This is a genomic window from Nocardia sp. NPDC019395 (genome assembly GCF_040632335.1).
In the GTDB taxonomy this organism is placed as follows: domain Bacteria; phylum Actinomycetota; class Actinomycetes; order Mycobacteriales; family Mycobacteriaceae; genus Nocardia.
Genome location: NZ_JBEYBT010000037.1, coordinates 1 through 12,827, shown reverse-complemented (window position 1 = coordinate 12,827; position 12,827 = coordinate 1). Strand labels below are relative to the sequence as shown.

12 protein-coding genes are annotated in these 12,827 nt (G+C 65.1%); 7 read left to right on the top strand and 5 right to left on the bottom strand.

Annotated elements, in window-relative coordinates:
- The first annotated feature begins 294 nt into the window (after positions 1-294).
- From ABZ827_RS31155 to ABZ827_RS31140, 4 genes are all read left to right on the top strand, one after another.
- On the top strand, positions 295-1,017 hold the full coding sequence (locus ABZ827_RS31155; protein WP_357244637.1) for a GNAT family N-acetyltransferase: 723 nt from the start codon (positions 295-297) through the stop codon (positions 1,015-1,017).
- Positions 1,018-1,389: 372 nt separating this feature from the next.
- Positions 1,390-2,349 carry a nitroreductase/quinone reductase family protein gene (locus ABZ827_RS31150; RefSeq protein WP_357244634.1) on the top strand — a complete coding sequence of 320 codons (960 nt, stop codon included), beginning with the start codon at positions 1,390-1,392 and terminating at the stop codon, positions 2,347-2,349.
- Positions 2,350-2,353: 4 nt separating this feature from the next.
- A complete protein-coding gene (locus ABZ827_RS31145) occupies positions 2,354-3,355 on the top strand; it encodes an IS481 family transposase (protein WP_357244631.1) in 1,002 nt (333 codons plus the stop codon).
- A 142-nt stretch (positions 3,356-3,497) separates the two neighbouring features.
- Positions 3,498-4,151, top strand: coding sequence for a recombinase family protein (locus tag ABZ827_RS31140; RefSeq protein WP_357244628.1), 654 nt, complete (start codon positions 3,498-3,500; stop codon positions 4,149-4,151).
- 683 nt (positions 4,152-4,834) lie between these two features.
- Here ABZ827_RS31140 and ABZ827_RS31135 read toward each other — a convergent pair.
- Entirely contained in the window at positions 4,835-5,116 is a 282-nt protein-coding gene (locus ABZ827_RS31135; RefSeq protein WP_357244626.1) for a hypothetical protein, read from the bottom strand.
- Between the two features lie 224 nt (positions 5,117-5,340).
- Between ABZ827_RS31135 and ABZ827_RS31130 the strand changes: the two genes are divergently transcribed.
- Complete coding sequence (locus tag ABZ827_RS31130; RefSeq protein WP_357244623.1) at positions 5,341-5,496, top strand: hypothetical protein; 156 nt, start codon at positions 5,341-5,343, stop codon at positions 5,494-5,496.
- Between the two features lie 387 nt (positions 5,497-5,883).
- Here ABZ827_RS31130 and ABZ827_RS31125 read toward each other — a convergent pair whose 3' ends face one another.
- Positions 5,884-6,231 carry a hypothetical protein gene (locus ABZ827_RS31125; protein ID WP_357244620.1) on the bottom strand — a complete coding sequence of 116 codons (348 nt, stop codon included), beginning with the start codon at positions 6,229-6,231 and terminating at the stop codon, positions 5,884-5,886.
- Positions 6,232-7,259: 1,028 nt separating this feature from the next.
- Between ABZ827_RS31125 and ABZ827_RS31120 the strand changes: the two genes are divergently transcribed.
- Positions 7,260-7,727 (top strand): GNAT family N-acetyltransferase, encoded by a 468-nt coding sequence (locus tag ABZ827_RS31120; protein ID WP_357244617.1) that lies wholly within the window; start codon positions 7,260-7,262, stop codon positions 7,725-7,727.
- A 90-nt stretch (positions 7,728-7,817) separates the two neighbouring features.
- Here the strand turns inward: ABZ827_RS31120 and ligD are convergent, their stop codons facing one another.
- The 3 genes from ligD to ABZ827_RS31105 form a co-directional block, all read right to left on the bottom strand.
- A complete protein-coding gene (ligD, locus tag ABZ827_RS31115; RefSeq protein WP_357244614.1) occupies positions 7,818-8,762 on the bottom strand; it encodes a non-homologous end-joining DNA ligase in 945 nt (314 codons plus the stop codon).
- 222 nt (positions 8,763-8,984) lie between these two features.
- Positions 8,985-9,281 carry a hypothetical protein gene (locus ABZ827_RS31110; RefSeq protein WP_357244611.1) on the bottom strand — a complete coding sequence of 99 codons (297 nt, stop codon included), beginning with the start codon at positions 9,279-9,281 and terminating at the stop codon, positions 8,985-8,987.
- A gap of 903 nt (positions 9,282-10,184) precedes the next feature.
- A complete protein-coding gene (locus ABZ827_RS31105; protein WP_357244608.1) occupies positions 10,185-10,679 on the bottom strand; it encodes a hypothetical protein in 495 nt (164 codons plus the stop codon).
- Positions 10,680-11,060: 381 nt separating this feature from the next.
- On the opposite strand from ABZ827_RS31105, the gene ABZ827_RS31100 reads away from it, so the two are divergent.
- On the top strand, positions 11,061-12,518 hold the full coding sequence (locus ABZ827_RS31100; RefSeq protein WP_357244605.1) for a cutinase family protein: 1,458 nt from the start codon (positions 11,061-11,063) through the stop codon (positions 12,516-12,518).
- The last annotated feature ends 309 nt before the right edge of the window (positions 12,519-12,827 follow it).

The window sequence follows — 12,827 nt, the reverse complement described above, 5'->3', positions numbered from 1 at the left end:
GGGCGGTCCGGCCGGGGGCCGTCACGGCCAGAGTGTCGGCGACCTCGACACGGTCGGCTCCACGCGTCCGAACACTGTTCATCAATTGATGCATTATTGGACGGATGGGCGCGTCATCATCGCTGGTCAGCGATGATGACGACCGGAGTTCCATTCGGAAATATCCTATTTCTGAAGACCGACACCGGCCCCGGCGTCGGCCCGGGATTCCTCCAGTGGTCGAATCCGCGGCGCCCCGGGTCGAGGCGTGGAATATGGGTCGCCTTCGGGCGCGCGAGTGAGCAGAATGCGGCCATGCCAACGAACTCCGTGCCGACAAGAGCCCACGCCCTGTGGGAAGGGCTGGCCGGGGCACCGGTTTCATTCTCTTCGACCGAGCCCGTGGATGTGGCGATCTCGCCGCGAGCAATGATCTGCCCACAGGGCTGGGCCGGCTTTATCGTGCTGCAGGGGCGAGCGATCGTGACCGTGCCCAGTGCGTCCGCGGCAGCGGCTGTTCGCAGCGCCGTCGCAGAGTTGTCCGTCGAGGACTTTGCGGATCCCGGAATGCTTGGTCGTGTCCTTTGCCTGGAAGAAGTGCTGGGCCCGGCCACGCTGGCCTATCTCGACGAGCACGATTTTCTACAGGCGCCAACGGGTACGGTACCGGTCGATCGGCTTTCTGCCGAGCACCCCGACCTACGCCGGCTCGAAGTGCTGGCGGGTGAGCACGATTCGGAGGAAAGCGGGCTCCGTGAGATCACCTCCCCGGCCTTCGCTGTCCGGATCCACGACAAGGTGGTCGCTGCTGCCGGATATCGCATGTGGCCGAGCCGGACCGCCCACATGAGTGTGCTGACGGCGCCCGGGAACCGGGGGCAGGGCTTGGGGCGACTGACGGGTTCTGTGGCGGTGGCACACGCGCTGGAGGCTGGGTTGCTTCCTCAGTGGCGTGCCCGTACTCCGCAGTCCCAACGGGTCGCGCTCGCCTTGGGCTTTCGCGAACTCGGTGCCCAACTCAGCGCCAGACTGGGTTGATTGATTCGTCGAATCGGCGTTCTGGCACTCAGTGCAACCCGTCGGTGCCGTCCAAGAACTAATTGTTGCGGGTCAGGACGTTGTTGACATCTGTTGATCTCGCCCTGCCGTCGGTGGCAGGATGCTGACACGGGTGTTCGTGTCCCTGCCGTATGCAGTGAGTCCGAGTTAGAGGGCGGACGAGGAACCAGATACCCACCACGCGAGATCGCTACCTCAGGCCTACCTTTGTCCGCTGAGGAAGTCGACGGCGTTGTCACCCTGCTCTCATTCGCCGCTGGTACACGTCGGCCAACCCAACCGCAGCCTGACATCAGGCTGGTCACGGGTTTGGCGGTGTGATGTCCAGCGCGAGCGGACAAAGGATCTTCCATGCACGAATCTGAGTCATCCTCAGCTGTCCACGACTTCCAACATCGCGTCATCGATGAGTTCCGTTCGAACGCCGGCGTCGTTGGTGGTCCCTTTCAAGGCTCGTCTCTGCTTCTGCTGACTACCGTCGGCGCACGTTCCCGTCGCCGCCACACCACTCCACTGGGCTACCTCGACATCGACGGCAAACGCCTGGTCGTCGCCTCTGCTGGCGGTGCAGGCCGTAATCCAGCCTGGCTGCACAATCTTCGGGCCCATCCATTGGTGAGGGTTGAGGTCGGTTCCGAAACCTACCCAGCGACCACCGCCGAATTGACTGGTGCGGTGCGTGACCGCTTCTGGGAGGCGGTTGTGCGCAAGCATGTCGGGTATGGCTCCTACCAGCAGATGACAGCTCGGGTGATCCCCCTGGTGGAGATCCGTCCCCTCCCGCCTCGTCAGGGGCTCGACCGAGTGCGCGGGATGGGCGACTTCATGCGCGAGGTACACCAATGGCTGTCCGCCGAACTAGATTTCGTTATCGCCCAGGTCGACGCCATCATCGCAACTGCCGACGCCGTCACCCCTATGATGTTGCCGCCGAGAACGTTGCATGACCAGATGCTCGAGCGTTGCGTTACCTTCTGCGGTGCGCTCGAACGACACCACATGGGAGAGGACTTCGGCGCATTTCCGATGGTGGCGGAAGCCTTTCCGGCACTGGCACCGACGCTGGAAAAACTCAAGGCCGAGCATGTCGTGGTAGCCGAGATCAACGCGCTGATCCGTGAGCTGCTCGAGGGCTATACGCCCGGAACCAGTGACCCTCGGGCGCTGCGAGCCGAGCTGCACGGCCTCGTCGCCCGCCTTCGCGAACACTTCGCGTTCGAGGAGCACACGATCCTAGATGCCCTCAATGCCGTTGCTGACGCACCACCATCGCCCAATCCGCCAGCGCCTGACGCCGACTCGGGACAGTGACGAGATGACGCATAGCAACGCGCCGCTATCGATCGAGGGCCGTCGGCGTCTGGTGCAACGCTGCCAGAACCGCCCGATCGCGCACGTCGCGGCAGAGATGGGGATCTCGCGCGCCTGTGCTTCGAAGTGGGTCAACCGCCACCGACGCCATGGCGATCTCGGCCTGCTCGATCGGTCTTCGACTCCCCATCGGCAGCCCACAGCCACCGATGCTGCGGTCGTCGTCAGGATCGAGGATCTCCGCCGCACGTACAAGTGGGCAGCCGCCCGGATTGCTTTCGAGCTACAGATCGAAGGCATCGTTGTCAGTCGCCGGACAGTGTCTCGGCATCTTGCAGCCTTGGGCCTGAGTCGCCGACGGTTCATCGATCCAGATGGCGCGGCTAACCGGCAACCCCGCAGAATCATTGCCCGACGCCCAGGCCACATGATCCACGTGGACGTGAAGAAGGTAGGGCGAATCCCCGACGGCGGTGGCTGGCGAGCCCATGGTCGCGGCAGCAAAGAGGCGAAAGATGCCAACCGGCACAAGCGAACGAAAGGACTAGGCGGCTACGTCTATCTCCACTCCGCCATAGACGGACACACCCGCCTCGCCTACACCGAAGCGCTCGACAACGAGAAGGCCATCACGGCGGTTGCGTTCCTTCATCGGGCACGAATCTGGTTCGCGGCACACGGAATCACACGAATCGAGCGTGTCGTCACCGACAACGGAGCGTGCTACCGCGCTGACGCCTTCGCCCGCGCACTTCTCGGATCACGGCACCAGCGAATCGCGCCCTACACGCCGCGCCACAACGGCAAGGTCGAGAGATACAACAGGATCATCTCTGAAGAGTTCCTCTACGCCCGCACCTGGACATCGGAGAAGCAACGCGCCGAGGCCCTGGCGGTGTGGAATATCCACTACAACTACCACCGGCCTCACGGAGCCGTTGGCGGCCAGCCCCCGGCAGCCCGCGTCCCGCACGGCGTCACCAACGTCACGGCCTCATACAACTAATCGTTTCTTGAAAAGTCGAGCCGAAACCGGCCCCGGCGGACAAACGCCCAGGTCGACCGAAAACGCTGACTGTTCAATAAACGTGTCGCAAAGTCCGTCTGTTCAACAACAGCCAGTCGCCCTTTTATGTACGATTCGAGGGGTGACGGACACCTATGCGCTCGAACCGCTTTCCCTCGACGGCGACGCCCTGGATCCAGTAGGCGGGGGAGGAGCGCTGATCGGGTACGCCCGCGTCTCGACCCGGGACCAGAACCTGGACCGGCAGACCCGGGCCCTGAAGGCGGCCGGGTGCAAGAAGGTGTTCGCCGACAAGAAGTCCGGGAAGGATGTCGAACGCGAGCAGCTGTCGGCGTGCCTGGACTACATACGCGCCGGCGACACCCTCGTGGTCGCCTCCCTGGACCGGCTCGGCCGCAGTCTGCAGGACCTGATCTCGATCGTGGCCGATCTACGGCGCCGCGGGATCGGCTTCCGGTCCCTGCACGAAGCACTCGACACCACCACCCCCGGCGGCCGCCTGGTGTTCCACGTCTTCGCCGCACTGGCCGAATTCATCCGCGAACTCATCGTCGACGGCACCCACGAAGGCCTGGCCGCCGCCCGGGCCCGCGGGCAGCGCCTCGGCCGGCCACCAGCGATGAGCGAGGAGCAGATCCGGCAGGCCCGCGCACTGCTCACCCGACCCGACGAGTCGGTCGCCTCGATCGCGCGGCTGCTGGGGATATCGCGGACCACGCTATACAAGTACCTGCCTGAGATCTCCGATCGCGGGCAGCGATCGGAGATCGGCTAGCAGTAACTTCCTTCGCTTACTTCAATCGCCCTGATCTGGGGGGCGGGGAGAAGAAGGAAAGTACACCGAAAAGCACGGTTGCCGCGGCATCCCAGCCGACTAAGAGCCCGGCTGCGACAGCAAGACTGACAGCCAGTGAAACCGCGATGAGCGGATGCACGGGTCGATGAGGGTCGGGATCAGACGGAAGTGAGCTGTTTTCGATGGTGGATGGGGGGTCTACCCTCATTCCTTGGACCTCTGTTCAGTACGAAACGGACATTGGACTATTCCGCCTCCTTCACGACTTGCACTCGGGAGGAGGCTCACCCATTTCTGGGCGAATCCATTGGAGCACCGAGGGATGCAGGGGTGGATACACTTAGAATCGGTGCATGTCACAGGGATTGGGAATCGTCCAGCGGCGACTTCTCGTCGCCCTGTGCGAAGCTCCCAAGAACGGGGTCACATGCTGGGACCTTCTCTCCCCAGGGAGGCTCGTGGGGGCAGCCAAGGTCGTCGGGAGGAAAAGTCAGGAATCTCGCGTCCCTACGGCCACGCCGCGCAAGCAGGACAGTCTGCTCAGCCGCCGGGCCGCCATACTCACGGCTGGACTACCCCGACGTGAGATGATCGCTCGACTTGAGTTGATAGCCCAGTCCGTTGCGAACAGCACCGACTACTACTTGCTCGCCGACCTGGGTCTAGCCGAGATGCACACCCCTGCGCTGGAGCCCGGACATCCACGCTTGCCGGATGAGCGTGACCGCCTGCGGAGTTGGCGCGCCGCGTACAGGCGGGCGGCGCGTGCTCTCGCCGAGCGTGGTCTGGTCGAGATCGTCCAGACACGCATCGACTTCCAGGACCGCCGCCATTTCTCCACACCAGGGCGCGCACAGCTGGCCCTGCTGGCCCGTATTACCGCGACCGGCCGACAATACGTCGAGTTGCGGGGTATCGACCGCGTGGTCGTCACCGACCCCCACGACCGCCAGAACCGGTCCCGCAACACCCTAAGCACCCCACTGCAGATCGACAGTCCAGCTCAGCCGGAACCGTCACCGATCAACGCGGCCCGATCTCCCGCAGCACCACTGACCTCGGACAAACCCACCACGCAACCGAGTGCCGAATTCAGGCACGTGGACGTAATAGACCGGCTCACCTCGAAAGGATTCGGCGCCGGCCAGGCTCAGGCCGAGGTTCGAGCATGGCACCGCGAAAACAACGCAGCATGCGCGCACTGTCCGACGATCCTGGAGACTCGCTCGCCGAGTGGGTGTTCATTCCAGAGGAGGTCGCCGAGCTGGAGCAGCGCCTCACCGATAAGCACAGCTCCGGAGTCGTTGAACAGGACCTCCAGTGAGGGCCACTGCCCGAGGTTCCAGTAGTAATCCTTGGGTGGCGCCGAGCACCACGTGGCGGAAGAACACCCGCACGATTCCGGCCGGCTGATCGTCCACTCCGAACTGGTCAACTCCAGAAAAGGACCCGGCGGCGGATGGACTACACGAGCGAGGTTTGGGTGGCGAGGGTACCGTAGTGGACCTCATAGATGTTGGCGTGCTCCGGCGAATAATCGAAGGTATGTCCGAGATCTGGGAGCCGGTGTATGCGGTCGATGGCCGTGTCGTACCGGATCCGTCCCAGCTCTACCCCGTGCCCGGCGGTATGGCCGAGCCGTCCCCGCCACGGACACCGGCTCAGGCCCCGCCGTGTGCTGGTCGGCTCGCAGCCGTGCCCGGCAGTCGGCTCAGACGCGGTCGCAGTAGAAGCCCTCCACCGCCAACTTTTCGCCCGATCCGCTGTTCGGGTCTTCATCGACATCGGCCGAAGAGCAGTGGAAGACGTCACCCTTCTGCGCGTCCCGGATCTCGACCCCCTCCACACTGCCGGTGCGGGCCTCGCGACCAGCGTCGTTCACCACACTGCAGCCGAAGGCGTCCACCGGTATGCTCGCACCCTCCCCCTCCGGGAGGAAGAGTTGCTCGCAGGCGTACACCACACGGTCGGATTGCGCTGAAGCGGCCGGGACCGCCGCCCAGCCGAGCACTCCGAACACCGCCACCGCGGCGGCGGCGATCACGCGAGAACAACGCATGGCGACTCACTTTCGACAGGTCGAAGGCCCCGGCCGGTCGGCAGGTACCGCGGTAGGCAACACGGGCTCTCACACCGTAGAGGACGGCCCACCCCGGGCCCGGAAGGTTCCGATACCTCGGTGTTTCCGACCACCGAGCAGGGCACACTGTTCTAACTGTTCCATCTCATGAGGTTGGTTCCGCCGGACGAGTGGGGAACTCATCGGTGTCGTGCACGAGCCAGCGCAGGAACGCCACCACGTGAGCGTTCAGATTCGAATCGACGACAGCGACAGCTGCTTTCGAGGTCTAGGTTCGGCGAATAGCCGCTGTTGAGGTTCATTTATTGGCGGCCAGAAATCGAGCCTGGGTTCGATGGAACGAGAAAGGCCCCGCCGAATCGGCGGGCCCTCCCCATCTCCGGGCATCGTGTGCCGCACGGACAGTGCGTTGCTCTACCAGCTGAGCTACAGGCCCTCGAATGGACCCGACGGGACTCGAACCCGCGACCTCCGCATTGCCGGTAACTGTAGCAGCGGCCACCAACAGCTCGCAGCCCCGGCATTGATCCGGCCCCCGTCTATCTGAGGTGTACCCCAGATAGACATCCTCGCGGCGAGTCGTAGTGCGCCACCGCACTCAACCTCGGTATGCGCCGGAACAGGACTTCCCAGTGGTGTTGACGGCGTCGTGCTCGCTCATGCTCTGGATGGTGCACCCACCCACCGACAGGAGCCATAGCGCAACTTCCAGCGCAGGACAGGTCCAAGAGGTATTGCCGCGGGCCTGCGGCCCTTGCCACCGGGATACCGCGGCCGCTGGCGATGAGCGGGTACGGGAGGGGGTGGCTACGTCTCACCCGCTTCTATTTCACATCTTCGGTATCCCTTCAATATCCCTTCTGCACCCCTCTCTCCCCCTGCCCTACCCTTCCCCAAAACCATTCCCTAACTGCATAAATACCTCCCTCTCCCTAAATTCTTCTCCAACCTCTCGAATGTCGAGCCAGCCGGCCACGACCAGAACCACGCGACTCGATACTGGAGCGGTGACCAAACATGAGATGGACGACATCGACATCCGCGCGAGCCACCCGCACGACAACCCGCGACTGCGCGTGTGGGTTGCTGCCGACGAGCACGGCTATGGGCATGCACTGGCGGTGTTCGTTGCGTTCCTTCCGTATGCGGACTCGCCCCGCGCCTACGACCGCGACACGTACACCGTCACGCGAGCACGTCGCATGGGCATCGCCACGCGGCTCATCAATCACGCGACGGCAGCGCTCGCTGCCGAACCGATACCTCGCACACGTTGCTTCAATTGGATAGCGACAGAGGCTGGATACAACCTCGCTGTCAGCCTCGGTGCAGTTCACGACGAGGACCGGCCGCTCAATGTCGTGAATGCAGGCCTGCCGTATACCCCCTACAACCAGGCCAAAGCAGACGACAGCGGCTACCAGGCACTTCGCGAAGCTGCAGCGCGCCTGGGTTTGTCTGAACCCGAACGCTGACACTCAGGATCGGGTTCCGTGTGGTCGTTGCGTACCCGCACTAAGGCCGCGATATCGAAAGGCCGGAGGTCCGCCATGCTCGCCTGGCGCCTACCGCGGCAGCGGCACTCTCACTTCCTCGGGGGCCTTGTCGTCGCGCAGTCCCCGCCAACTTGGATGCCGTAGCCCTTCGCCGGTGTACTCGCGGTATTCGATATCGCCGACGAGCACCGGTTCCACCCAATGGACCTCGCCACCGCGGCCACGGACCACCGCCGCCAGCGGGAACAGGGCACCGGGGCGGGTGATCTCGTCGAGTCGGGCCCGCAACGCCCCGCGGGCGGCGAGGGTGAACCCGGTACCGACATTGCCGATATGCACCAGGTGCCCGGTGTGGTCGTGGCCTGCCAGGACCAGGGACCCGAAACTTGAGTGCAGGCCGCCGTGGCCGGTGGTCCAGCCAGCCACGATTGCCTCGGTGGTCTTGCGGAGCGGGGTTTTGATCCAGGCCCGCGACCGGCGCCCCGGCAGATACGCCGAGTCGATGCGTTTGGACACGATGCCCTCGAGACGGTTGTCGCGGGCCGCGTCGATCAACCGATCGGCGGCGACATCGAGCCAGTACGGTGGGGTCTGCACCGGCGCGGTTGTGTATCCCAGCTCCTGCAGCCGGTCCCTGCGGTCCAGGTACCCCAGCCCAGTGACGTCCTCACCGGTATCAGTGAGGACGTCGAACAAGAACAGCTGCGCTGGCACCGCCGCGACCAGCGCACGGGTCGGGCGGGAGACGTGCATGCGGCGCTGCAACCGCCCGAACGATGGCGCCCCGTCCGGGGTTTGGGCGATGATCTCCCCGTCCAGGACCAGCTCTCGGCCCTGGGCTCGTGCGGTGAGCTCAGTGGCGAGTTCGGGGTAGGAATCGGTGATCTCGCGCCGGTTGCGGCTGTAGAGCCGACACACCCCACCAGTGCAAACGACGATCGCTCGGACGCCGTCCCATTTCATCTCCACCGCCCACCCCGCATCATCCGGCGGTTGACCGGCCACAGCCAGCATCGGCGCCGGCACCCGGACCGGGGTCAGGACTCGGTGGTGCTGTCGACGGTCTCGACCCCGGCCGGGGCCGACTGTCCCGACTCGTCTGTCTCCGCCATGCCCACCTCCGCTACTCAAGCTGGATAAAGCCTGGTCAGACCGGACACTACGGGCACATCACGCGGAAACCGGGGCCGGACACGCGCTCCGGCAGTATCAGGCTGGGCACCAATCCGGGACCGGTCACCTACCGGCGGCGGGGCCCGATGTCCGGGAGATCTCGGCGAACTGCGGGAGTTCGGAGAGCGCTTTGGCGGTCGGGATCTTGGCGAAATAGCCGGCCCCGAACGCGACGCACATCAGCACGTACCAGAACCGTTCGGCGCCGGTCATGGTCGTCATCCCGAAGTCCTGCAGCGCTTTCTTGGCCGGGACCTTGGCGAAGTATCCGGCGCCGAGACCGATGCACATCAGCACGTACCAGATTCGTTCCCATGTGGTGAATGCAAACTTCTGCACAGCGTCCGCACCGTAGTTCATCGGTTCGCTCCCTTCGAGTGGCTGACGTGCTCATGCAGGGTCGAGACTTCCTCCGCACTTCGCCGTCCAACGATGCCGCGCCCAAGGTGAATGTTCAGAGACGACTCGCCGCTATCCGTGTCGATCCCCTCTTCTCGTCGACGGCACCCGCGAAGGCCGCGCAGCCGCCCGCACCCGCGCGGACCACGCCGAGCACAACGTGGCGGTAGGGGTCCCAGCACGACGAAGGACCCTGATCCTGGATGCTGACCCGGGACAGAACGAGAACCGGCCAGCGGCTACCTGGCCGGTTCTCGCGCTTCAAGGTGGCACACGCGACCGCGTGGATACCCCGCCCGGTCGGTGATCTGTCTCATGCGACGGCTGGGACGGCGGCCGCGCAAGAAGATTCAGCCTGCTGACCGGGCGTGTATTCTGATATCGCACCTTTCTCGACTGGCTGATGCGGCCCTTCCCATATGGGGGGCTGAGCAGCTAAGAGAGGAGGTGTGATGCCCGAGAACGAATCCCGGCATAGACGGAATACGTGGAGGGACCAGGCGGCGAAGTGGGGGCCTTTGGCCATCGCGATATGTCGCTTGATCAAAGAAGGCATCGATCAACTGCGGGGCTGATAGCCCGGTAGAAGATCAACAGTTCGGTTCCCTCGACTGAACTGGCTCGATCCGCAGTACCGCGAAAGCTGTTCCCGGGCGCGAAGCCCGGCAGGACCGAGAGCGAATCTCGGAGCGTTCCCGGCGCGACGCCGAGAACCTCCATGAACAGCGGCGCAGAACGCTCCCAGAGGGAGCGTTGCCCGGAGGGCAGCGTGAAGGCGTCCAGCCGTTGGGCGCCTTTAGTGCTTTCAAGGGTAAAGATGGGCATCAACCACCAGCACCGCGTCGACGCGCCCGGTCGAGAGTGTCAGTGGCGCGCCTGGTCGGGATACATGTGGTCGCAGTATCGGCCGATGTCGGCGTAGTCCTTGCCGGTGCGTTCGGCGATGAGCAGCCAGAAGCTTTTCGCGGTGGTCTTGTGCAGGCTGGTCCGCCAGGTGTATCCGGGCAGCGGATCGCGGATCTCGGCCAGGGCGCGGCTGGCGATGCCATTACCCCAGAAGCGCTTCTGTACAGAGACGTTGCCGATGTGCCCCCACCGGCACTCGTGGCAGATTAGGAAGAGGACCTTACCGATCTCCACATCCGGGTGGTCGCGATGGAAGAACAGGATCGCACGGCGCTCGTTCGCGTCGCCCTCGGTGAGCGCGGGACCGCGGTACTCGAACCGGATGGCGCGGTTAACCCGCCACCGTCGCAGTGCCCGGCCCGGATTCAGTTTTCGCAGGATCGGGTTCGTCGGTCGCGGCCATAGTTCCCGGGTGTGATCGGGTTCCTCGGACACGTTGTTTTCGATTGCCACGGTGACGGTTCCCCTCTGCTGTCCCGGCCGCCCCACTACGAGCCCTGCATCCCGTCACCATCGGGTTGCAGGGCTCTTTTCCTGTTCGCACCAGTTCTGATATCAGGTACATCGGACAGCAATCGCGTTCCGGCCGGTGACCCGCCACAGAATCACCAATTCACCTCCAAACCAGTTTGTTTCGATGCTGAGGCTGATGTCCGACGACGGAGAGTGGCGGCCAATCATTCGCCTCAGGAGTTCGTAGTTACCGAGTTCCCGAGTTCCCACCACTGATCGCCCCCTGACCCGGCATGTCCAAAAGAAGCCCGAAAACGCGGAGTTCCAGGTGCGGCGAGAAACCTCCCCGCGCCACCGGAGAAGACGTTCCAGGGAGCCTTGATGTTCAACCGCCGACTCACACCCTGGCGTGCCCCCACACGCCGCGTCCGGCCCGACCGGACCACCGCACCCAGGCGCACCGCGCGTGCGATTGCGGTAGCCGCCGCCGTGGTGATCAGCGCAACCACCGTCACGGCGACCGCTACCGGGGTAGCGACCGCCGAACCCGCCAACGGCGGCGCCTGTCCCCGTTGGACGGCGGTCCTGGTGCCTGGAACCGGGGAAACCAACCCCGGCGCCGACTCAAGCGCTGCCGTAGGGATGCTTGCCCCGATCGGTGACGGCCTGCGCGCCCGATACGGCCCCGACATCGACGTGCGCTCACTGCCATATGCCGCCGCGCCCGCCCCGTACCCACAGTCGGAATCCGCTGGAGTGCAAGCCTTATCCGGGACGCTTGCCGAACTGTGTCCGACCACACGGGTCGTGCTCGCCGGGTACTCCCAAGGCGCGGACATCGCCGGCGACACCCTCGCCGAGATAGGGCATGGCCGCGGCCCGATCCCGGACTCGAAGATCCTCGGCGCCGGCCTACTGTCCGACCCGAATCGGGACCCGAGCACACCCCAGCTCGGACAATCGGTCGACGGGCAAGGTATCGCCGGCCCGCGCGAGGATTTCGGCAGCCTGGGCGACCGGGTACGAACCGTGTGCGCGGTCGGCGACCTCTATTGCGCTACATCACCCGAAACCTCCCCTGCCCTGGCGGCGGTCGGGCGCGCATTCACCGGCAACACCGCACTGCTCGACGATCCCACCGTCGCCAGTTCGTCGGGTGTGCTGGATCCGGCGTCGGTGGCCCGGCAGGTGATCCTCGTGCTCGGCGGGCTGGCCGAATTCACCGCCAACCTTCCCGCGATCGGCGACAACATCGCACGATTGCCCCAGGCCGTGTTGGCCGGGGATATTCCCGGCGCGCACCGGATCAGCGGCGAACTCAACAACCTGTTCAGCCCTCTCGTCCAGGTTGCCGACGAGGTCGATCTGCGCCTGGTCGCTCGGGCTCTGTCGCTGGCAGCGCCATCCGACCCCAGTGGCTGGACAGCCGTGGCCGCACAGGTCGTCGATCTCGTCGCCAAGGTCGATCTCGGCCGGATCGCCACCAACATCGGCCTCGCACAAGAGGTCGCCTGGCGCGCCGTGGACAGACTCGCCGCCGGCGATCCCGTCGGAGCCGGCCTCGAGCTCACCGGCCTCGCCCCGGTAGCGACCGACCTCGCAGCAACCGCGGCGACCGCGCTCGTCGGGGACGGAGCCGGCCAGCTCACCGGTCTCGCCGCCGACCTCACCGCCCGCACCGACCCAGCCACCAGTGCCGCGCTGTCGGATATGGCCGACCTCGCCCGCCAAGGAGGCGACGCCGCCGAGTTCTTCGCCTCTGGTGTGCACCAAACCGGCTACGACCAAGGTGTCCGTGATGTTCTCGAATGGCTCGCCACCCGGATCGACTCGGCGTGACACATCGGTAACGGGACTGGTCAGCAGGGGCCCGGCGACCTCGCGTCGCCGGCCCCTGTTTGCCGTTCAGGAAAGTGCCGAAGATCGCGCGCCGCACGATCACGGCGTTGCCAACGGGGCCGTCAGGTTTCGCCGACCGCAACTAAGACGACGATGACGATGACCACTGAGCCTGCCGTAACCAACAGTGTTGGGCGGCCCGGGAGGGGGGGCCACACAGGGGGCAGGGGGGGGGGGGGGGCCCCGAGGGGGCTACCTAAACGGCCCGGCCCCCCCCCCACAAGATGAGCCGACAGGGGAAGGTCGGGG